Origin of the sequence: Actinoplanes sp. NPDC049598 (assembly GCF_040675435.1) — a bacterium.
Classification (GTDB): domain Bacteria; phylum Actinomycetota; class Actinomycetes; order Mycobacteriales; family Micromonosporaceae; genus Actinoplanes.
Genome location: NZ_JBFAOX010000022.1, coordinates 14,694 through 35,242 on the forward strand (window position 1 = coordinate 14,694; position 20,549 = coordinate 35,242).

The 20,549-nt window shown below is 72.5% G+C and carries 23 protein-coding genes; 18 read left to right on the forward strand and 5 right to left on the reverse strand.

Annotated features, from left to right (window positions below; translation table 11 throughout):
- Window positions 1–70 precede the first annotated feature (70 nt).
- The 9 genes from AB0J66_RS36705 (at window position 71) to AB0J66_RS36745 (ending at window position 7,134) form a co-directional block, all read left to right on the forward strand.
- Complete coding sequence (locus tag AB0J66_RS36705) at window positions 71–730, forward strand: glycosyltransferase family 2 protein (RefSeq protein ID WP_364671010.1); 660 nt, start codon at window positions 71–73, stop codon at window positions 728–730.
- The gene (locus AB0J66_RS36710) at window positions 727–1,410 is read left to right on the forward strand and encodes a TIGR04282 family arsenosugar biosynthesis glycosyltransferase (protein WP_364671013.1); all 684 of its coding nucleotides are present in this window, start codon (window positions 727–729) and stop codon (window positions 1,408–1,410) included. Before AB0J66_RS36705 ends, AB0J66_RS36710 begins: the two co-directional genes overlap by 4 nt.
- Entirely contained in the window at window positions 1,407–2,087 is a 681-nt protein-coding gene (locus tag AB0J66_RS36715; RefSeq protein ID WP_364671016.1) for a class I SAM-dependent methyltransferase, read from the forward strand. The genes AB0J66_RS36710 and AB0J66_RS36715 overlap by 4 nt, the downstream gene beginning before the upstream one ends.
- Window positions 2,060–3,241 (forward strand): molybdopterin-dependent oxidoreductase, encoded by a 1,182-nt coding sequence (locus tag AB0J66_RS36720; protein ID WP_364671018.1) that lies wholly within the window; start codon window positions 2,060–2,062, stop codon window positions 3,239–3,241. The genes AB0J66_RS36715 and AB0J66_RS36720 overlap by 28 nt, the downstream gene beginning before the upstream one ends.
- Window positions 3,238–3,621: a hypothetical protein gene (locus AB0J66_RS36725; protein WP_364671020.1), complete on the forward strand. Its 384-nt coding sequence runs from the start codon at window positions 3,238–3,240 to the stop codon at window positions 3,619–3,621. The genes AB0J66_RS36720 and AB0J66_RS36725 overlap by 4 nt, the downstream gene beginning before the upstream one ends.
- A 10-nt stretch (window positions 3,622–3,631) precedes the next feature.
- The gene (locus AB0J66_RS36730) at window positions 3,632–4,330 is read left to right on the forward strand and encodes a response regulator transcription factor (RefSeq protein WP_364671023.1); all 699 of its coding nucleotides are present in this window, start codon (window positions 3,632–3,634) and stop codon (window positions 4,328–4,330) included.
- The gene (locus tag AB0J66_RS36735; protein WP_364671025.1) at window positions 4,312–5,322 is read left to right on the forward strand and encodes a HAMP domain-containing sensor histidine kinase; all 1,011 of its coding nucleotides are present in this window, start codon (window positions 4,312–4,314) and stop codon (window positions 5,320–5,322) included. Before AB0J66_RS36730 ends, AB0J66_RS36735 begins: the two co-directional genes overlap by 19 nt.
- A gap of 66 nt (window positions 5,323–5,388) precedes the next feature.
- Complete coding sequence (nhaA, locus tag AB0J66_RS36740) at window positions 5,389–6,657, forward strand: Na+/H+ antiporter NhaA (RefSeq protein ID WP_364671027.1); 1,269 nt, start codon at window positions 5,389–5,391, stop codon at window positions 6,655–6,657.
- A 30-nt stretch (window positions 6,658–6,687) separates the two neighbouring features.
- Window positions 6,688–7,134, forward strand: coding sequence for a CBS domain-containing protein (locus AB0J66_RS36745; RefSeq protein WP_364671030.1), 447 nt, complete (start codon window positions 6,688–6,690; stop codon window positions 7,132–7,134).
- Here AB0J66_RS36745 and AB0J66_RS36750 read toward each other — a convergent pair.
- Entirely contained in the window at window positions 7,131–8,441 is a 1,311-nt protein-coding gene (locus tag AB0J66_RS36750) for an ArsB/NhaD family transporter (protein WP_364671307.1), read from the reverse strand. The genes AB0J66_RS36745 and AB0J66_RS36750 overlap by 4 nt on opposite strands.
- 128 nt (window positions 8,442–8,569) lie before the next feature.
- Here AB0J66_RS36750 and AB0J66_RS36755 point away from each other — a divergent pair, with 128 nt between their 5' ends.
- The 3 genes from AB0J66_RS36755 to AB0J66_RS36765 are packed head-to-tail and all read left to right on the forward strand — an operon-like array spanning window position 8,570 to window position 12,059.
- Window positions 8,570–9,031 (forward strand): sigma factor-like helix-turn-helix DNA-binding protein, encoded by a 462-nt coding sequence (locus AB0J66_RS36755; RefSeq protein ID WP_364671032.1) that lies wholly within the window; start codon window positions 8,570–8,572, stop codon window positions 9,029–9,031.
- On the forward strand, window positions 9,028–9,861 hold the full coding sequence (locus AB0J66_RS36760; protein WP_364671034.1) for a hypothetical protein: 834 nt from the start codon (window positions 9,028–9,030) through the stop codon (window positions 9,859–9,861). The genes AB0J66_RS36755 and AB0J66_RS36760 overlap by 4 nt, the downstream gene beginning before the upstream one ends.
- A gap of 59 nt (window positions 9,862–9,920) precedes the next feature.
- Complete coding sequence (locus AB0J66_RS36765; RefSeq protein ID WP_364671037.1) at window positions 9,921–12,059, forward strand: helix-turn-helix domain-containing protein; 2,139 nt, start codon at window positions 9,921–9,923, stop codon at window positions 12,057–12,059.
- A gap of 47 nt (window positions 12,060–12,106) precedes the next feature.
- Here AB0J66_RS36765 and AB0J66_RS36770 read toward each other — a convergent pair whose 3' ends face one another.
- Entirely contained in the window at window positions 12,107–12,775 is a 669-nt protein-coding gene (locus tag AB0J66_RS36770) for a Tat pathway signal sequence domain protein (RefSeq protein WP_364671040.1), read from the reverse strand.
- A gap of 230 nt (window positions 12,776–13,005) precedes the next feature.
- Between AB0J66_RS36770 and AB0J66_RS36775 the strand changes: the two genes are divergently transcribed.
- A complete protein-coding gene (locus AB0J66_RS36775; RefSeq protein ID WP_364671042.1) occupies window positions 13,006–13,626 on the forward strand; it encodes a DUF6230 family protein in 621 nt (206 codons plus the stop codon).
- Window position 13,627: 1 nt separating this feature from the next.
- Entirely contained in the window at window positions 13,628–14,050 is a 423-nt protein-coding gene (locus AB0J66_RS36780; protein ID WP_364671045.1) for a DUF6114 domain-containing protein, read from the forward strand.
- A gap of 34 nt (window positions 14,051–14,084) precedes the next feature.
- Here the strand turns inward: AB0J66_RS36780 and AB0J66_RS36785 are convergent, their stop codons facing one another.
- Window positions 14,085–15,140, reverse strand: a complete 1,056-nt coding sequence (locus AB0J66_RS36785; protein WP_364671048.1) for a DNA topoisomerase IB — start codon at window positions 15,138–15,140, stop codon at window positions 14,085–14,087.
- A gap of 173 nt (window positions 15,141–15,313) precedes the next feature.
- On the opposite strand from AB0J66_RS36785, the gene AB0J66_RS36790 reads away from it, so the two are divergent.
- Window positions 15,314–17,221, forward strand: a complete 1,908-nt coding sequence (locus tag AB0J66_RS36790) for a potassium transporter Kup (RefSeq protein WP_364671050.1) — start codon at window positions 15,314–15,316, stop codon at window positions 17,219–17,221.
- A gap of 3 nt (window positions 17,222–17,224) precedes the next feature.
- Here AB0J66_RS36790 and AB0J66_RS36795 read toward each other — a convergent pair whose 3' ends face one another.
- Entirely contained in the window at window positions 17,225–17,677 is a 453-nt protein-coding gene (locus tag AB0J66_RS36795) for a helix-turn-helix domain-containing protein (RefSeq protein ID WP_364671053.1), read from the reverse strand.
- A gap of 79 nt (window positions 17,678–17,756) precedes the next feature.
- Here AB0J66_RS36795 and AB0J66_RS36800 point away from each other — a divergent pair, with 79 nt between their 5' ends.
- Together AB0J66_RS36800 and AB0J66_RS36805 are read left to right on the forward strand one after the other, a co-directional pair.
- A complete protein-coding gene (locus AB0J66_RS36800) occupies window positions 17,757–18,332 on the forward strand; it encodes a dihydrofolate reductase family protein (RefSeq protein ID WP_364671056.1) in 576 nt (191 codons plus the stop codon).
- Complete coding sequence (locus AB0J66_RS36805; protein ID WP_364671058.1) at window positions 18,332–18,715, forward strand: PPOX class F420-dependent oxidoreductase; 384 nt, start codon at window positions 18,332–18,334, stop codon at window positions 18,713–18,715. Before AB0J66_RS36800 ends, AB0J66_RS36805 begins: the two co-directional genes overlap by 1 nt.
- Here the strand turns inward: AB0J66_RS36805 and AB0J66_RS36810 are convergent.
- Window positions 18,708–19,559, reverse strand: a complete 852-nt coding sequence (locus AB0J66_RS36810) for a helix-turn-helix transcriptional regulator (RefSeq protein WP_364671060.1) — start codon at window positions 19,557–19,559, stop codon at window positions 18,708–18,710. The genes AB0J66_RS36805 and AB0J66_RS36810 overlap by 8 nt on opposite strands.
- 101 nt (window positions 19,560–19,660) lie before the next feature.
- On the opposite strand from AB0J66_RS36810, the gene AB0J66_RS36815 reads away from it, so the two are divergent.
- A complete protein-coding gene (locus AB0J66_RS36815) occupies window positions 19,661–20,503 on the forward strand; it encodes an SDR family NAD(P)-dependent oxidoreductase (RefSeq protein ID WP_364671063.1) in 843 nt (280 codons plus the stop codon).
- The last annotated feature ends 46 nt before the right edge of the window (window positions 20,504–20,549 follow it).

The following is a 20,549-nucleotide window of genomic DNA, read 5'->3' on the forward strand; positions in this document are numbered from 1 at the left end:
CGTAAGGTCCGGTCGCGACGTTCGCGTTCTGTAAGATCCGGTCGCCCTGACCAGGGATAACTTCCAGCTCATGACCGATGTGGTGTTGCCCTGCCTCAATGAGGCCGCCGCCCTGCCGTGGCTGCTGTCGCGGATGCCCGCCGGCTTCCGGCCGATCCTCGCCGACAACGGCTCCACCGACGGCTCGCGCGCCGTCGCCCGTCGTCTCGGCGCCCGTGTCGTCGAGGTTCCCCGGCGGGGGTACGGCGCCGCGGTGCACGCCGGGGTTCTCGCGGCCGACCCGGCCGACGGCGTCGTCTGTGTGCTGGATGCCGACGGCTCCTTCGACCCGGCCGAGCTGCCCGGGCTGGCCGGGCCCGTCCGGGCCGGTGAGGCCGAGCTGGTCTGCGGCCGCCGCCGGCCCACCACCCGCCGGGCCTGGCCCGCGCACGCCCGGCTGGGCAACGCCGTCGTCTCCCGGCGGGTGCGCCGCGTGACCGGCCTGCCCGTGCACGACATCGCCCCCATGCGCGCCGCCCGCCACGACGCCCTGCTCGCCCTGGACCTGCGCGACCGCCGCTGCGGTTACCCCTTGGAGCTGCTCCTGGCCGCCGCCGGAGCCGGCTGGCGCGTCCGCGAACTGGACGTCACCTACCACCCCCGGGCGGCCGGGACCCGGTCGAAGGTCACCGGCACCGTCCGCGGCACCGCCCAGGCCGTCCGGGACATGCGGGCGGTGCTGGCCCGATGATCCAGCTGCTCGTGATGGCCAAGGCCCCCGTGCCCGGCCGCGTCAAGACCCGCCTGTGCCCGCCCTGCACGCCCGATCAGGCGGCCGCGATAGCCGCCGCCTCCCTGGCCGACACCCTGACAACCACAAGTCAACTTCCGGCCGTACGGCGAGTGCTCGTCCTCGATGGCACTCATCCGCTCCCGCCCGGCTGGTCCCACACGCGCCAGCGCGGCCGTGGCCTGGCCGAGCGCTTGCGGCACGCCTTCGCCGACACCCATGAGCCCGGCGTCCCGTCGCTGCTGATCGGCATGGACACCCCACAGCTGACCACCGCCCTCCTGCACGACGCGGCCGTGAAGCTTCACCACCACGGCTCGGTCCTGGGCCCCGCCGCCGACGGCGGTTGGTGGGCCCTGGGCCTGGCCGACCCCACCACGGCCGACGTTCTCGCCGAGGTGCCGATGTCCACCCCGGACACCGCTGCCCGGACGCTCGCCGCCCTGTCCACCCGGGGCGTCCACCCGGCGCTGCTCCCGCAACTCCGCGATGTCGACACGGCGTCCGACGCCGGAGAGGTGGCGGCCCTCTGCCCGCCTTCCGCCCGCTTCCCGGCCGCGGTCGCCCGGCATCTCCCCGGCGCACAGCCGGTGACCACCCCGCTGGTCACCGCCAGCCCGGCCGGAAGGGGACTGCGATGAGCGTGGCCGTTGTGGAGTGCCCGCCGGAGGAGCGGGCTGCGCTGACCCTCTACGAACGGGCGCTGACCCGGGCCGCGGCCGGTGAGGAGGCGACCTTCGCGATGCGGGGGGCCGACGGGCGTCACCGCCGGGTCGACGCCGCCGGGTGGTGTCGTCCGGGGCGGCCCGGCGACGACGGGCTGCTCGACCGGTGCGTCGGCTCCACCCTGGACGTCGGGTGCGGGCCGGGCCGGCTCACGAGCGCCCTGCTGCTGCGCGGGCGGCCCGCGCTGGGCATTGACGTGAGCGCCACGGCCGTACGCCTGGCGCGGGCCCGGGGCGCGCTCGCGCTGCGCCGGGACGTCTTCGCGGCGGTGCCCGGTCACGGCCGGTGGGAGCATCTCCTGCTCGCCGACGGCAACATCGGCATCGGCGGCGATCCGGTGGGGCTGCTGCGCCGGTGCCGGGAGCTGCTCGCGCCGCACGGCCGGCTGCACGCGGAGCTGGCGGCGCCCGGCGCCGGCAGCTGGTCGGGCGTCGCCACCCTGCACGACCGGACCGGCGGCCCGGGCGCGCCGCTGAGATGGGCCCAGGTGGCGGCGGACGACCTCGCACCCCTGGCCCGGGCGGCCGGGCTGCTCGCCCGTTCGAGCTGGACGGAGGCCGGCCGATGGTTCGCCACCCTCGTGCACGCCTGACGCGCCTCCTGACCTGGCCGGCCACGCCGCCGCGGCGCGGGCCGGTGCGGTCGGCCCGGCTGACCAGCATCCTGGGGATCGCGCTCGGCGTGGCCTTCGGCGTCTGCTTCGTCACCGGCCTGGTGAGCCATCTGATTCAGCATCCGCCGGCCTGGTTCTGGTGGCCGTCGCGCCCGGCCGGCCTCTACCGGTTCACCCAGGGCCTGCACGTGGCAACCGGGCTGGCCACCGTGCCGCTGCTCGGGGCCAAGCTCTGGTCGGTCTATCCCCGTCTGTTCGTCTGGCCACCCGTACGCTCCGTCGCCCACGCCGCCGAGCGCGCGAGCGTCGCCGCCCTGGTCGCCGCCGCCCTGTTCCAGGTGATCAGCGGCGTCCTCAACACCGCCCACCTGTACGGCCCGATGCCGTTCTTCTTCACCACCGCCCACTACTGGATCGCCTGGGTGGCCGTCGGCGCCCTGATCACCCACATCGGCGTCCAGCTCCCGGTCGTCCGCGCGGCCCTGCACCGGTCCCGGCCGCTGGATGATCCGCCGGCCGAGGGTGCGGCCGTCGGGCGGAGGCAACTGCTGGCGGCGGTGGGGGCGGCGGCCGGGGTCATCACGGTGGCCACGGTGGGACAGACTGTTCGGCCGCTGGCCGGGGTCAGCGTGCTCGCGCCGCGGCAGCCGGGCGACGGGCCCCAGGGCGTGCCGGTCAACCGCACCGCGGCGGCGGCCGGGGTGCGGGACGCGGCGCTGGATCCGGGCTATCGGCTGACCGTGGCCGGCTTCGGCCGCAGCATCGCCTTGAGCGCGAGTGACCTGGCGGCCATGCCGCAGCGGACTGTCGTGCTGCCGATCGCCTGCGTGGAGGGGTGGAGCGCGAGCGGCACCTGGTCCGGGGTGCGGCTGCGGGATCTGGCCGCGCTGCTCGGGGCGAACCTGGACGGCGTGGAGGCGGAGGTCGAGTCGCTGCAGGCGGGCGGGCGCTACCGGACGTCGGTGGTGGCGGGGCCGCATCTGGCCGACGAGCGCACGCTGATCGCGGTGCGGCTCGGTGGAGAGCCGCTCGATCTCGACCACGGCTTCCCGGCGCGGCTGATCGCGCCCAACCGGCCCGGAGTTCTGCAGACCAAGTGGGTCTCCCGGATCCTCGTGCGGCGGCGGCGATGAGGCGGGTGCTGATCGGGGTGGGGGTGCTCGTCATGGCGTACGGCCTGACCGGTGTCGCCTTCGATCGGGATCGCCTCGGGGTGGTGGTGTTCCTCATCGCCGTTCTGGTGCTGCACGACGGGGTTTTCATGCCGCTCGTGCTGGCGGGAGGGGCGCTGATCGGGCGGGTCGTGCCGGCCGGATGGCAGGCTCCCGCGCGGACGGCCGGGTTGGTCGGGCTGGCCGTGGCCGTGGTGGGGGTGCCGCTGGTGGCCGGGCCGCTCGACGGGGCGTACGGCTGGGGCCTGGTCTCGATCTTGGTGTTGGTGACCGCGGTGGTGGTGGGCCGTAAGGGAATCGAAAGGTGGCGGAAGGGGCGCGGGGCGGCCAAGCGTGGGTAGCCTCCGAGAAGTGAGCCACCAGGTGCTTGTGGTCGATGATGATCCGACCGTCAGTGACGTCGTACGGCGCTACCTCGAGCAGGACGGGTGCCGGGTGCGGCTGGCGGCGGACGGGCTGGCCGCGCTGGCGGCGGTCGACGCCGAGGTGCCCGACCTGGTGGTGCTCGATCTGATGCTCGGTGGGGTGAACGGGCTCGACGTGTGCCGGCGGCTGCGGGCCGATCAGCCGGGGCTGCCGGTGGTCATGCTGACGGCGCTGGGGGAGGAGAGCGACCGCGTGCTCGGGCTCGAGATGGGCGCGGACGACTACGTGACCAAGCCGTTCAGCCCACGGGAGCTGGTGCTGCGGGTGCGGTCGGTGCTGCGCCGGACGGCCCCGGCGGCCCCGCCCCGGCCGGCCCTGCTGCGGGACGGGGAGCTGGTGGCCGACACCGGGCGGCGGACCGCCGAGCTGGACGGGCGGCCGCTGGCGCTGACCGTGCGCGAGTTCGACCTGCTCGAGTTCCTGATGCGGCATCCGGCCCGGGCCTTCTCCCGGGCCGAGCTGCTCGACCGGGTGTGGGGGTGGCAGTTCGGCGACCAGTCCACGGTCACCGTGCACGTGCGGCGGCTGCGGGAGAAGATCGAGCCCGATCCGGCGGCGCCACGGCGGCTGCTGACCGTGTGGGGTGTGGGCTACCGGTACGAGCCGTGCGCGACATCCTCCTGATCGGGCTCTACTCGCTGGCCGCGGGCGCCGCCGTCGGGCTGCTCGGGGCGGCCGCCCTGCGGGCCCTGCGCGGGCGGTCGATCGCCGTGCACGTGTGTGTGCTGCTCGCCATCACGGTGGCCGCGGTGGTGGCCGGCGTGGTGACGGTGGCACGGGCCATGTTCCTCTCCGCCCACGACACGCAGGTCGTGCTGGTCACGGTGGCCGCCTCGGCCGTGGTCAGCCTGGGCCTGGGGGTCGTGTTCGGGCGGCGGCTGGCGGCGACCGCGGTGTGGGCCGCGCAGGCGCGGGAGCGGGAACGGCGGATGGAGGCCGGCCGGCGCGACCTGGTGGCCTGGGTGTCGCACGACCTGCGCACGCCGCTGGCCGGACTGCGGGCGATGACCGAGGCGCTGCAGGACGGCGTGGTGGCCGACCCGGCGACCGTGGCCGAGTACCACCGGCGGATCGGGGCCGAGACCGAGCGGATGAGCGGGCTGGTCGACGACCTGTTCGAGCTGTCCCGCATCCACGCCGGGGCGCTGCGGCTCGCGCCGGCCGAGCTGCCGCTGGGCGATGTCGTCTCGGATGCGGTGGCCGCGGTGGCGCCGCTGGCCGGGCGCCGGGGAATCCGGGTCGAGGCGGCCGGCTGCGAGTGGCCGGTGGTGACGGCCGGCGCGGCCGAGCTCAACCGGATCATCGACAACCTGCTGACCAACTCGGTGCGCTACACGCCGCCCGACGGCACCATTCACATCGACGCCGGGCGCGACGGCGGCGTCGCCTGGTTCGCGGTGTCGGACAGCTGCGGCGGCATCCCCGAGGAGGATCTGCCGCGGGTCTTCGACGTGGCGTTCCGTGGCAGTCGCGCCCGCACCCCGGAGGCGGCCGGTGGGGGCGGGCTCGGGCTGGCCATCGTGCGCGGGCTGGTCGAGGCGCACGGCGGCCAGGTCCGGGCGGACAATGTCACCGGGGGCTGCCGCTTCGAGGTCCGGTTGCCGGCGAGCAGGTAGGGTAGGTCCCGGTGCGCCGGGAAGTCTGGTCGGCAATGTGACCGACCGACCCCGAAAGTGGATGCCGTGACGGAAACCCCGCGTTTTCTCAGCCGTGGATCGTGGCCCGAGGCCCGCCGCATCGCCGACGTGCTCCGTAAGGAGACCATTGGCGGGGCGCTCCTGCTGATCGGCACCGTCATCGCACTGATCTGGGCGAACTCGCCCTGGTCGAGCGGGTACGAGGCGATGGTCGGCTACCGGATCGGGCCGTCCGCCCTGCATCTGGACCTGACCATCGGCACCTGGGCCGCCGACGGCCTGCTGGCCATCTTCTTCTTCGTGGCCGGGCTGGAGCTCAAACGCGAGTTCGTCGCCGGTGATCTGCGCGACCCGCGCCGGGCCGCCGTGCCGGTGGCGGCCGCGGTCGGCGGGGTGATCGTGCCGGCGGTCTGCTACACGCTGATCAATCTGGGCGGGGCGGTGAAGGGCTGGGCCATCCCGACCGCCACCGACATCGCGTTCGCGCTGGCCGTGCTGGCGGTGATCGGCCGGTGCCTGCCCTCAGCCCTGCGCACCTTCCTGCTCACCCTGGCCGTGGTCGACGACCTGCTCGCCATCGTCATCATCGCGGTCTTCTACACCGCCCACCTGTCGGTGCTGCCGCTGCTGGGAGCGCTGGTCCCGCTCGGGTTGTTCGCCGTGCTGGTGCAGCGGCGGGTGCGCTCCTGGTGGCTGCTGCTGCCGCTGGCCGCCGCGGCCTGGGCGCTGGTGCACGCCTCGGGGGTGCACGCGACGGTGGCCGGGGTGCTGCTGGGCTTCGCCGTCCCGGTGCTGCGGCGCGACGGGAACGACGGCCCCGGGCTGGCCGAGCACTTCGAGCACCGGTTCCGGCCCCTCTCGGCCGGGGTCGCCGTGCCGGTCTTCGCGCTCATGTCGGCCGGGGTGGCCATCGGCGGGCTCGGCGGGCTCTCCTCCGCGCTGACCGACCCGATCGCGATCGGCATCATGGCCGGCCTGGTCGTCGGCAAGCCGGTCGGCATCCTGCTGGCGACCTGGCTGACCGCGCGCTTCACCCGGGCCACCATCGACTCCGGGCTGGCCTGGATCGACGTGGCCGGCCTGGCCGTGCTGGGCGGCATCGGCTTCACGGTGTCGCTGCTCATCGGCGAGCTCGCCTTCGACGGCGGCGAGCAGATCGACCACGTCAAGGTGGCCGTCCTGGTCGGCTCGCTGATCGCCGCCCTGATCGCCACGGTGATCCTGCGGATCCGCAACCGCACCTACCGCAGGCTGTACGACGCCGAGCAGGTCGACCGCGACCGCGACGACGTGCCGGACGTCTACCAGACCTGACCCGTGCGGGCCGGGCGTATCGTCGGACCCATGCGCGCCCGTGATGTGTCCATCTCGATGAGCACGGTCACCGAGGAGGTGCCCGCCCGGGAGGCGGTCAAGCTGCTCGCGGCGCAGGACCTGCCCGGCCTGATCGTGGTCGACGCGAAGGGCCGGCCGCTGACCGTGCTGGCCGGCACCCAGGTGCTGCGCCTGGCCCTGCCGTCCTACTGCCAGGACGACCCGGCCCTGGCCCGGGTGATCGACGAGGCCGCGGCCGACGTCATCTTCGACGGCCTCGGCGACCGCACGGTGGCCGATCTGCTGCCGCGCAACCGCCCCGAGCTGCCCGCGGTCAGCGCCGACGCGACCGCGCTGGAGGTGGCGTCGGTGATGGCCCGCTCCAATGTCCCGCTGGTCGCGGTCGTCGGCCCCGACCGCGTGATGACCGGCGCGATCACACTCGACGGCCTGCTCGACAGAATGCTGGGCACTTAGAAGAAGCGCAGCCACAGATACGGCACGGCCAGCGCGATCGAGATCGCGGTGACGACCAGGCCGTACTTGGTGAAGCCCCAGAACGTGATCTTGTGACCGGCCCGCTCCGCGAGGCCCAGGACGACCACGTTGGCCGAGGCGCCGACCGCGGTCGCGTTGCCGCCCAGGTCGGCGCCGATGGCCAGGGCCCACCACAACACCTGGGCGTGGTCGTTCCCGCCGGCCGCGTCGACCAGCTCGGCCACGATCGGGCTCATCGTGGCCACGTACGGGATGTTGTCGACGATCGCCGAGAGCACCCCCGACCCGAACAGCAGCAGCAGGGTGGCCGGCCACATCTTGCCCTCGACGGCCCCGGTGGCCGCGTGCGCCAGCTCGTCGATCACGCCGGTCGAGACCAGCGCGCCCACCATGACGAACAGCCCGGCGAAGAACACCAGCGTCGGCCACTCGACGTCCCGGGCCACCTCGTTCGCGTCCAGCCGGGACAGCGCGAGCAGCAGCAGGCCGCCGAGCAGCGCGACCACCGAGGGCTCGAGGTGCAGCACGGTGTGCAGGGTGAAGGCGACCAGGACGGCGCCGAGCACGGCCAGGCTGAGCACGACCAGCCGCCGGTCGCGGATGGCGTCGCCCTCGCGCAGCGCCATGATCTTCGCGGCCCGCTCGGCGTCGTACCGGAACGCCGAGCGGAACATGATCCGGCACAGCAGCACCAGCACCACGAGGACGACCAGCACGAAGGGCGCGAGGACAGTAAGGAAGTCGTTGAAGGTCAGCCCGGACCGGCTGGCGATGATGATGTTGGGCGGGTCGCCGACGAGGGTGGCCGTCCCGCCGATGTTGGAGGCGAGGACCTCGGCGATCAGGAACGGCACCGGGGGGACGCCGAGCCGGTCGCAGACCAGCAGCGTCACCGGGGCGACCAGCAGCACCGTGGTCACGTTGTCCAGGGCCGCGGAAAGCACCCCGGTCACCACGATGAGGATCACCATGATCGGGAACGGGCGGCCGCGGGCCCGCTTGGCCGCCCAGATCGCCACGAACTCGAACAGCCCGGTGCGTTTGAGCACGCCGACGATCAGCATCATGCCGAGCAGCAGGAAGATGACGTTCCAGTCGATGCCGGCGTCCTCGGAGAAGAACGCGTGCTCGGCGTCCGTGGCCCCGATGGCCAGCATGATCGCGGCGCCCCCGAGGGCCACCGCGACCCGGTTGATCTTCTCGGTGGCGATCAGCCCGTACGCGATCACGAAGATGCCGACGGCGATCCAGGCGAGCGCGCTCATGTGTCTCCCGAGGGTGGTCAGCCGTCATCGATCGCCGACCAGACTTCCCGGCACACCGGAGATCAACCTACCGCACCGGAAAGGGCGCACTCGGCCAGAAACTTCCGGAGCGGACTGCACAGCGGGGCGGCGAGAGCCGTCCTAGTGGCGTGACCTTCGAGCAATTCGCGATGGCCCGGCTGCCCAGCCTCCTGCGGTTCGCGGTCGTCCTCACCGGCGACCGTGACCTCGCCCAGGACATCGTCCAGGACGTGCTGGCCCGGGTGCACTCCCGCTGGCGGCGGATCAGCGAGACGGAGGACCTGGAGACGTACGTCCGGCGCATGGTGCTCACCGAGTACCTGTCCTGGCGGCGTTTCTGGGCGGTCCGCCGTCTCCGGGCCGCCGGGGGTGGTGCGCCCGGCGGCCTCTGGCAGAGCCTGTCCGGTCTCGGCCGCAAACAGCGGGCGGTGCTGGTGCTGCGCTATTACGAGGAGCTGGACGACGACCAGATCGCCGACCGGCTGGGCGCCTCCCGGGCGACCGTGCGGACCCTTGCGTCGAGGGCGCTGAAGACCCTCCGGCTGGAGCCGGAGCTTGTGGCAAGCATTCCCGCCGAGGAGAAGTCGTGACCGAGCAGCACCCCGACCAGCTCCGCGAGGCCTTCGCGGAGCACGAGCACAACACCCCCGACCCCTCCGCCGTCTACGCCCGCGTGGTCGAGCTCTCCGGCCGGTACAAGCGCCGCCGGCGGGGCGCCCAGATCGCCGCGGGTGGCGTGCTCGGCGCCGGCCTGATCGCCGGCGCCATCAACCTGCCCGCTTTCCTGCCCGGTAGCTCCGACGGCACCGCGGCCGGCATCCCGGTGGCGGCCGCCCCGGCCGTCTCCCCGTCGAGCAGCACGCCGAGCGAGGAGGAGCTGCAGGCGCGCTGGGAGGCTTACGCCAAGGCCGGTTACGGCCTCGGTGACGCCGAGAAGCTGGCGAAGATCTGGAAGCAGACCGACGTGTCGGCCGTCAAGGCCGAGGCGGGCCGCCGGCTGCTGCTCGGCGAGACCCTCCCGGTCAGCCCGCACCCCGACGTGATCCCCAGCGACCGGCCCAGCTCGCCCGATGACGACAAGCAGTTCGCGGCGTACTTCGACGCTGGTTACGTCTACGAGGACGCCGAGAAGCTGGCCGGCATCTGGCACCTGGCCGACCCGTCGGCGGCCAAGCTGGAGGCCGGCAAGCGCCTGCTCGCCGGTCAGGAGCTGCCGGTCAAGCCCAAGCCGGCCAACGTCGCGGCCGCCAAGAAGCAGAAGCAGGAGCTCGCCGCGGTCGACGCCTTCTTCAACAAGGGCTACGACGGCGACGACGCGGCCAAGCTGGCCTCGCTGTGGCACCTGAAGACCCCGTGGGACGCGAAGATCGCGGCCGGCAAGAAGATCCTGGCCGGCCAGAGTCTTCCTATCCAGCCCTGATCAGGGAGAACCCGGCGCCGGGAGCCACCGGGGCCGGGTTCGCCCAGTAGGCTCGTGGGGTGTCCCCGTTCGGTGTGCTCCTGCGCCGGCTGCGGGTCGAGGCCGGGCTGACCCTGGAGCAGCTGGCCGAGGCGTCCGGGGTGAGCGACCGGGCCATCAGCGACATGGAGCGCGGGGTCAGCCGCAGCCCGCGGGTCCGCACGATCGGCGCCATCGCCGACGGCCTCGGTGTGGGCGGCGACGAGCGGGAGGCGCTGCTGGCCGCCGCGCGGGCCGGTCGCGGCGGGGCGGCCGGGGCCTCGCTGCCGGATCCGATCGCCGACTTCATCGGGCGGGCCGGGGAGCTGGCTCTGGTGAGGGGACGAGCCGTCACCGTGATCAGTGGCGACGCCGGGGTCGGGAAGACCACGCTGGCCATCCGGGCCGCCCAGGCCTGGCCGGCCGAGCGGCGGCTCTTCGTGGACCTGCGCGGGCTCGACGCCGAGCCCCTGGACGCGGCGGCGGTGCTGGACCGGCTGATCCGGGCGCTCGACCCCGGCCCGCGGGCCGTCCCGCCGGACGAGGCCCCGTCCCGGTGGCAGACGCTGATCCGCGACCGGCCGCTGGTCGTGCTGCTGGACAACGCGATCAGCGAGGGCCAGGTCCGCCCGGTGCTGCCCGCGCACGGGCCGGCCGTGGTCCTGGTGACCAGCCGGCGCGCGCTGAGCGGTCTCGAGGACGTGCAGCGGATCCGCCTCGGGCCGCTGCCGCCGGCCGACTCGGTGGCCCTGCTGGCCGGCCTCGTCACGGCCGCGCCCGATCAGCTGCGCCGCATCGCCGAGCTCTGCGGGCACGTCCCGCTGGCGTTGCGGATCGCCGGGAACCGGCTGGCCAGCCGCCCGGACTGGACGGCCGACGACCTCATCGCCGGGCTGGCCACCGGCGACCCGCAGGTCAACGCGGCCATCGACCTGTCGTACCGGCAGCTGACGCCCGGGGCCCGCCGCCTGTTCCGCCGGCTGGCGCTGGTGCCGGGCGCCTCCACCGGCCCCGAGCTGGCGGCCGTGCTGGCCGGGGAGCCGTTGCCGGACACCGAGGACGCGCTGGACGACCTGGTCGACCTGAGCCTGCTTCAGCAGCGCCCCGACGGCCGGCTGCAATTCCACGACCTTCTCCGGCTGTACGCCTCGGAAGCGCTGGACCGTGAGGAAGGCGCGGCCGGCCGGGCGGCGATCGTGCGGCGGCGCGACGACTGGCTGCTGGACACCGCGATCGTGGCCGGACGGCATTTCGAGCCCGACTTCGGCCCGGAGAAGGCCGGCCCGACCTTCGGCTCGCCGGAGTCGGCCGGCGACTGGCTGCGGGCCGAGGCCGAGAACTGGCTGCCGGCCCTGCGCGCGGCGGATGACCGGCGGGTCGTCGATGTGGCGGAGTCGCTGCACTGGTTCTCGGACGGCTGGTTCGCCTGGCCCGGATGGGAGGACGTGTTCGGGCTGTCCTGCGCGGCCGCCGAACGGCTCGGCGACGACCGCTTGCGCGCCGTCCACGAGGGCTATCTGGTCTGGGTGTACGTGGTGGTGCAGCACCGGGTGGACGAGGCGCTCGAGCACGCCCGCCTCGCGTCGGCCGCGGCGGTGCGGGCCGGCGACCTCCGGCAGGTCGCCTGGGCCCGGTACTACGAGGCGTGGGCGCTCCACCTGGGGCAGCACTGGACCGAGGCACTGTCGGCGATCAGCCGGGCCGTGGCCGGTTTCCGCGCCGAGGGTGACCGCGAAGGCCTGCCCAACGGGCTGCTGATGTGGGCCAACATCCTGGCCGAGATGGGCCGGGCGGACGAGGCGGCCCTGCTCCTGCGCGAGGTCATCGCCACCATGCGGGACCCGGCGACCGCGCCCCCGCAGAACATCGCCGACTTCGCCGAGGCCGCCGCCTCCCAGGTGCTGTCCGACATCGAAGCCGCCGCCGGGCGCCGGCCCGAGGCCCTGGCCGCGGCCACCCGCGAGATCGAGCTCCGCCAACGGCTCGGGGAGAACGTGGGAGCCATGGTGCGGGCGCTGATCCGGCGGGCGAGCATCCACGTGGCGCTGGGCGACCTCGCGGCGGCCCGGGCCGACATGGCCGCCTTCGAGGCCCTGCGGGACCGGGCCGGCGAGCAGGTGACCGAGCCGGGCCCGGTCCGGGATCGCATCGACGCGGTCTACCGCGCTCTCTCCCAGTAGGACTGCTCGCCGGGCGCATTTCGGGTGCCCGGCGAGCGTCCCCGTTCTTAATTGGTGAAGACCGCCGGGGTCCCCTCGACCGTGCTGTCCAGGACGGGGGCGTAGCGGGCGGTGAAGAAGCCGGCGCCCGGGCAGGTGATCGGGCCGGACGACTTCGTGAAGGCCTGCTGGGTGAAGGTGATCGAGTTGTCCTCGTTGGCCGACACGCCGGCGATGGCGTTGCCGTTGGCGCGGTAGACACAGGTGACCGAGCCGAGGATGGTGCCCAGGCTCAGCGTGGTCTGGATCGGGGCGGTGTCGGTGCCGGTCACCGTGACCGCGCCGGTCGCGCTGTCGACGGTGGTGGCGAACGGCGTGTTGTTGACCGTCACGCTGTTGACCCGGGTCACCCCGAGGATGTTGGCGGTGCAGGTGGCGAAGGTGTGCTCGGTGACCGACTCGGTGGCCACTCCCGGCGCCTCCGGGTTGTCCACGACCGTGGCCGTGAAGGCCGACTGGGCGCACTTGACGCCGGTGGTTCCGCCGGCCGTGGTGGTGAAGTCGGCCGTGGTGCCGGTGGCGACCGCGGCCGTCAGGACGTCGCCCACGGCGACGGCGGTGCCGCCGGCGGCTCCGACGGTGAGCACGGCCGGGGCGTCGGCCAGGGCCGGGGTGGCACCCAGGCCGACCGCGGCGGCGACCGCGGTGATCACGAACAGGGACCGGTACACGCGCATGGCTTCTCTCCTTGGAAGGTCGATTAGCGCAGGTACCGACGTTGACGCTCGACTTGTCGGTTTATAGACCCCGGCCGTACGCAACGTCAAGGCAATCGCGGCGTAACAAAGCACGACCTGCGATCCTCGGCCGCTCGACTTGACCGGTCCGCTACCCGGGAGTAACTTCGCCGCCATCGACATTGACGCTCGACAATGTGTTTCAGTCTCAGTCGATCTAGGAGTATCCGATGGACCCACAAAAAGGCGGCGTCCGCTGGAAGCGATTCGGCGCGATGTTCGGCATCACCACGGCGCTGACCGCCGGCCTGGTGGCGCTGACCGCGGAAGGCGTCCTGGCCGCCAATTTCTCGATCTCCGGCATGCCCTTCACGGTGACCGCCACCCAGCTCCACGGCGACGGGTTCGCCCAGTTCGCGACGCTGGACAACATGATCGAGGACAGCCCGAACGCCGGCGACACCGGCGGCCAGGTGGTCGTCATCGTCTCGGCGATCGACAAGGCCGAATTGACCAAGCTGTGCCAGAGCGTGTCGCTCGGCGGCATGTTCCTGAAAATCACCGCGGGCGACGGCAATACGCCCGTGAAGGCGGACAGCCTGGTCGTCGACTCGGATCTGATCTCCGGTGAGGCCGACTTCAAGAACATCGACATCGGCCAGGACGCGAGCACGTTCGACAAGGTGAACGACCGGCGCCACGGTGGAAAGATCACCGGCGGTGAGGGCGTTTTCGGACAGCAGGCCGACACGGTGGACATCGCCAACCTGCGGCAGAACAACTACGCCACCACGGCGGCGCGGTTCACCCTGCCGCACCTGCGGATGACCTTCACCGACGGCGGGTGCTGACGTGAACGGGCGGACGTCGGCCTTCTCGCGATGGCGGCACGCCCGCCCGTTCTGGGGTGGTCTGCTGGTCACGCTGGCCGGGGCGGAGATCCTGCTGACGGTCAAGGCGCCGCTGCCGATCGTCGTGCACGTCGGCATGCAGGGGCTGGCCGGCTTCCTCGTACCGATGGTGTTGCTTCTCTGCGGGGTCCTGCTGCTGGCCAACCCGGCTCAGCGGCTGTTCTACTCGCTGGTCGCGGCCGGGCTCAGCCTGGGCGCGTGGATCACCTCGAACCTGGGCGGCTTCTTCATCGGCCTGCTGCTCGGCCTGATCGGCAGCGCCCTGGCCTTCGCCTGGGCCCCGCCGGCCCCGGCCGCTCCCGTGGCTCCGGCCGACGAGGCCCCGACCAAGGAGATCGAGCCTGATCAGGAGAGATCGATGTAGTCGAGCTCGACAACGCCGGCGGGTGGCGCGGACGTCAGGTTTCGGCGATCAGGGTGGCGGTGGCGGCCTGGAGGGTGGGGTCGCGCCAGAGGACCGAGAGGCGGTCGTCGTTCAGGCGGGTGGCGGCCTCGGTGACGGCGGGGGTGATGGTCCGGCCGGCTTCGAAGGCGGTCAGGACGGTGGGGTGGATGTACGAAGCGCGCGCGACGGCGGGAGTGTTGCCGAGCAGGGCGCTGGTGGCGCGTACGGCGGCGTTGATCGGGGTTTTGGCCTTCTGATCGTGGCGGGCGCCGCCGAGGGCCGCGGCGGCCAGGACGGTGCCGGCCCAGGTGCGGAACTGCTTGGCGGTGGCGTCGATGCCGGTGTGCGTGTGGATGTAGGCGTTGACGTGCGCGCTGTGCACGGGCTGCCAGGTGCCGTCCGCGCGGTGCCAGGCGAGGAACTCCGGGCCGTGGTCGTCGCGGGCGATCAGACGGCGGACCCAGCCGGCGACGGTGGGATCCGTGACCTCGACGACGCGGTGCTTGTGCTCCTTGGCGATGTAGTCGAAGTGCACAGCGTCCCGGCTCACCCGGACATGATCGCGGAGGAGCGTGGTCAGGCCGTACGTCTCGTTGTCGCGGGCGTACCGCTCGGAGCCGACCCGGAAGAAGCCGAGGTCGAGCAGCCGGGCGGCGATGCTCAGCACCCGGTCGCGGTCCAGCGTGCGCCGGCCGCGCGGGCCGGCGCCGAGCTCCGCGCCGACGTGGTCGCGCAGCACGGGCAGGGCGCCGGCGAAGTCGGGAAGGTGCGCGAACTTGTCACCGGCCCGGGCGGTCGTCCATTCGGCGCTGTAGCGGTACTGGGTGCGCCCGGCGGCGTCGGTGCCGACGGCTTGCACCTTCGCGTGTGGATCGGCCGCGATCCAGACATTCCGCCAGGCCGGCGGCACCTTCAACGCGTGAATGTGCGCGAGCGTGCCCGCATCCGACACCGGTCGCCCGGCGTCGTCCGTGTAGCGGACCGCTTCGGGCACGCCTCGGTCGTGCGCATTTGCGGCCCGGGCCGGCGCGCGGTGGTAGCCGGGTGGGCGCGGGTGAGCGTCGTTCACAGGCGGAAGTGTTGCTCGGATCGGGGGCCATTGGCATCCGGCGGGTGACTGAGATCAGTGACCCAGGTTCCTAGGACGCCTTACACGGTGCGAGGGGTGTCACGATTCGGGTCGGGCAAGGAGGGCAGAACGGTATCGTCGCGCCTGGTATCGCCGGTCCCAAGGAGTTCTCCGTGTCCGCTAACCGCCATGACAGCGCGCGGCTCGCCATTGTGATCGGCGCGCTCGGGGTGGTGTTCGGGGACATCGGCACGAGCCCGATCTACACCCTGCAGACCGTTTTCAACCCGGACGACCCGCATCCGGTGCCGGTCAGCGACAACAACGTGTACGGCGTGGTGTCGCTGATCTTCTGGTCCGTGATGATCATCGTCACCGTCACGTACGTACTGCTGGCCTTGCGCATCGACAACGACGGTGAGGGCGGCATCATGGCCCTCATCGCCCTGCTGCGCCGCAGCGGTGCTCAGCAGGGGCGCAAGGCGGCGATGATCCTGGCCGGGCTGGGCATCTTCGGCGCCTCGCTGTTCTTCGGCGACAGCATGATCACGCCGGCCATCTCGGTGCTGTCCGCGGTCGAGGGGCTCAAGACCGTCGAGCCGTCGCTGGGTGAGGCCGTCGTCCCGATCACCGCCGTCATCATCGTCGTGTTGTTCCTGGTCCAGCGCCGGGGAACGGCCGCCGTGGGCCGGGTCTTCGGGCCCGTCATGATTCTCTGGTTCACGGTCATCGGTGGCTTCGGGATCGCGGGCGTCACGGAGCACCCCCAGATCCTCAAGGCGCTGTCGCCCACGTACGCCCTGAGTTTTCTCGCCGGCCATTTCCACATCGCCTTCTTCGCCCTGGCCGCGATCGTGCTCGCGGTGACCGGGGCCGAGGCCCTGTACGCCGACATGGGTCATTTCGGGCGCAAGGCGATCATGCGTGGATGGCTGTTCCTCGTGCTGCCGGCTTGCACGCTCAGCTACCTGGGTCAGGGCGCGCTGGTGCTCAAGAATCCGGCCAACATCGACGGCCCGTTCTTCCTGCTCGTGCCCGAGTGGGGCCGGCTGCCGCTGGTGCTGCTGGCCACGGCCGCGACCGTGATCGCGTCGCAGGCCGTGATCACCGGTGCGTACTCGGTGGCCTCGCAGGCCGCGCAGCTGGGCTATTTGCCGCGGCTGCGGATCGCGCACACGTCGGAGTCGTCGTTCGGCCAGATCTACGTGCCGTGGATCAACTGGCTGCTGATGGTCTCGGTGCTCACGCTGGTCTTTGCTTTCCGCAGCTCGGCCGCGCTGGCGTACGCGTACGGCATGGCCGCCACCGGCACGATCACCATCACGACGCTGCTGTTCTTCTATGTCGCCCGGAGCCGCCGGCTGGCTCCGCTGTGGCTGATCGGCGTCGGGGCCGGCGTCCTGCTGGCCGTCGATCTGCTCTTCGTGTCGGCCAACCTGACCAAGCTGATCCACGGCGCCTGGCTGCCGCTGCTGATCGCCCTGACCGCGTTCACGCTGATGACGACGTGGCAGGCCGGCCGGCGCATCGTCACCGCCGAGCGCAACCGGCGCGAGGGCTCGCTGCGCGAGTTCATCGCCGACCTGCACGAGCACCGGTCGAAGACGCAGACCGTGCCCGGGACCGCTGTGTTCCTCAACCGCGGCAAGCTGACCGCCCCGCTGGCCATGCGGGCCAACGTCGACCACAACCACGTCCGCCACGAGCAAGTGATCATCATGTCGCTGGAGACCGAGCCGGTGCCGCGGGTGGCCCCGGAGAACCGCATCACCGTGGACGACCTCGGGTACGCCGACGACGGCATCGTGCACGTGATCGCGCGTTTCGGCTACATGGAGACGCCGGACGTGCCCGCCGCGCTGAGCCTGCTCGAGCCGGGCACCACCGAGGGCGACCTTCAGCTCGACCAGGCCTCGTACTTCCTCTCCAAGATCGAGCTGCGGATCGGCCGGGCCCACACGATGGCCCTCTGGCGCAAACGGCTGTTCGTGGCCACGTCCTTCATCACCGCCGACGCGGCCGAGTACTTCAGCCTGCCGCGTGACCGCACGGTCATCATGGGCTCGCACATCGAGGTCTGAGCGTCAGACCGCCGCGCCGGGCCCCGGCAGCAGGTCGACGTCGTCGGCGTGCATGGGCCGGCCGCAGTGGGCGCAGCGCAGGTCGACCCGGCTGATCTCGCCGCAGGCGTGGTGGCGGTAGAGCACCGGCGGCCCCGCCTCGCCGGCGAGCCACTTGTCGCCCCAGCCGACCATGACCATCAACAGGTCGACGAGCTCGGTGCCCTTCTGGGTCAGCACGTATTCGTAGCGGGGGCGGCGGTCGTACGGCCGCCGCTCGAGGACGCCCTGCTCGACGAGGTGGTTGAGCCGCTCGGTCAGGACCTTGCGGGAGATGCCGAGGTCGGCCTGGATCTGCTCGAAGCGGGTGAAGCCGGCGAACACGTCCCGCAGGATCAGCGGCGACCAGGGCTCACCGATCACGTCCAGGGTGCGCGCGATCGAGCAGGCCATCTCGCTGAAGCTCGTGCGTTGCATGGCCCGACCCTAGCATTCAGGGTTCCCTTAAGGAACTGAGATTGCTAGGGTCTCCTCAAGGAACTCAGGAGGGGTGAGCATGAGCAGAGTGATCAGCGCACTGTCCGTCTCGGTCGACGGCTACATCACCAGCCGCGATACCGGCGACCCGGCGATGCTCTTCGACTGGTATTTCGACGGCGACACGCCCAGCCAGGTGTTCGACGGCTTCCGGCTGAGCGAGCCCAGCGCCCGGGTCTTCGACACCCTGGCCGCCCGGGTCGGCGCCTCCCTGGCCGGCCGCAACACCTACGACGACTCGGGCTGGATCGACGGCGGCACGCCGCATCCGGCCGCGCCGCTGGTCGTGCTCACCCATCGCCCGATCCCCGGCACGCGGGAGCGCCAGACCGTCGTCACCACCGGCATCGAGGACGCGGTCGCGGCCGCCCGCGCCGCCGCCGGGGACAAGGACGTCGCGCTCATGGGCGGCGGCGTCACCACCGCGGCCCTGGCCGCCGGGCTCGTCGACGAGGTGGTGCTGCACCAGGTGCCGATCCTGCTCGGCGGTGGCCGTCCCTACTTCCAGGCACTGCCCGGGCCCGTACGCCTGCAGTTGCTCGACGCCGTCGCGGCGCCCGGCGTGACCCATCTGCACTACGAGGTGATCCGGTGATGCTCGAGCCCCGCGTGCGTGAGGTCCTCGACGGCACCCCGATCGCCCACCTGGCCACCGTCCTGCCCGACGGCTCGCCGCACACCGTCCCGCTCTGGGTCGGCACCCACGGCGACCGGATCGTCTTCCTGACCGGGCCCGGCTCCCGCAAGGCGCGCAACCTGCGCCGCGACCCCCGGGTGGCGCTGTCGATCGCCCCGGCCGACAACCCGTTCGAGCCGGTCGTGATCCGCGGCCGCGTCGTCGCCTGGCTCGACGGCGACCCGGCCTGGCAGATCATCGACGCGCTCGCCACCAAGTACATCGGCGCGCCCTACTCGCGCGACCTGGACCGCGTCGTCGCCGTGATCGAGCCCGGGCGTCAGACCGTCGGCGTCAGGTGAACGTGTCCGAGCCGAGCACCGTCAGCAGGGCCAGCTTCTCGTAGCTCTCGGTGCCCGGTGTGGCGGTGAAGATGAGCAACGACTGCCCCTGGTCGGGGTCGAGCAGGGTCTGGCAGTACAGGTCGAGCCGCCCCACCTCGGGATGGACGAAGCGTTTGGCGTTGCTCCACCGCAGCCCGACCTCTTGGCGCTCCCACAACGCGGCGAACTCGGGGCTGATGCGGCGCAGCTCGGCCACGAGTTCCGCGCCGGGGGAGCGGGGTCCCTGCCCGGTGGCGACGGCGCGCAGGATCGAGACGTACACCCGGCTGTTCTCGTCGTGGTCGTCGGGCAGGTAACGCGATCGGGCGGCCGGGTCGGTGAACCACCGGTAGAGGGCGCTGCGCTGCGGCCCGGCGTACACCGTCTCGTCGCCGAGCAAAGCGACGGCCGGCGGTGTCTGCAGCAGCGTCTCCCCGAGCGGGCCCAGGATCTCGGCCGGGGTGTCCTGCAGCCGGTCCATGACCCGCAGCAGGCCCGGGCTGACGTGGCTGTCGCGCAGCTGCCGGGGCTGGCCGCGATGCCCGCAGAGCAGGAACAGGTGGTCCCGCTCCTGCGGGGTCAGGCGCAGGCCCCGGGCGATCGCCGCGGCCATCTGCGGCGACGGCTGCGATCCGCTGCCACGCTCGAGCCGGGCCAGGTAGTCGGCCGACATGTCGCACAGCTCGGCCACCTCCTCGCGGCGCAGCCCGCTCGTCCGCCGGCGCGCGCCGCGGCGCAGCCCCACGTCCTCGGGTTGCAGGGCCAGCCGGCGGCCGCGCAGGAAGGCGGCCAGGCCGTCACGGTCGAGCGCGGTGTCGGTCATGCCTTCATCGTCCGGCATCCGGTCGGCGCTTATCCACGCCCTGCCATTCAGCGGCTGAGCAGTCACTTCATCCGCCGGCCGGGCCGGCGTGCACTGGACCCATGACCAAATGGACCGCAGATCAACTGCCAAGCCTGAGCGGTACGACCGTAGTGATCACCGGCGCCACCGGCGGCATCGGCCTCGTGGCCGCCCGCGAACTGGCCCGGGCCGGCGCCAGCGTCGTCCTGGCCGCCCGCGACGTCGACAAGGCCCGCCGCCTGGTGCCCGGAGACGTCGAGGCCCACCGCCTCGACGTGGCCGACCTGGACTCGGTACGGGCGTTCGCCCGCTCCTACACCGGCCCCGTCGACATCCTGATCAACAACGCCGGCGTCATGGACATCCCGGCCGCCCGCACCGCCCAGGGTCTGGACGTGCAGACCGCGACCAACTACTTCGGCCCGTTCCTGCTGACCAACCTGCTGCTGCCCCGGCTGACCGACCGCGTGGTGACGGTGGGCAGCCAGCTGCACCGCTTCGCCAAGCTGAAGCTGGACGACCTGGATTGGCGCGCCCGCAAGTACAACGGCCTGGCCGCCTACGAGTCCTCCAAGCTGGCTGTCATCCTGTTCTCCCTGGAGCTGCAGCGCCGCCTGACCGAGGCCGGCAGCCCCGTACGCTCGATCGTCGCCCACCCCGGCGTCGCCCGCACCGGCCTGGTCAGCCACTCACCGCTAGGCGTCATCAACCGGCTCCCCTTCCTGGTCCAGGACGCCGAGCGAGGAGCACTGCCCTTGCTGTACGCGGCCACGCAGGATGTGCCCGGCAATGCTTATGTCGGCCCGGACGGGTTGTTCAGCTTCACCGGCTACCCGGTGGTCCGTCAGCCCAGCCGTGCCGCCCGGAACCCCGCCACCGCCCGGAGTCTGTGGCAGGCGACCGCCGCCCTCACCCCGCTCTAGCTTTCGAGCGTCTGCCGCGATGGCCTGGGTGGCGGCGCCGCTGCGG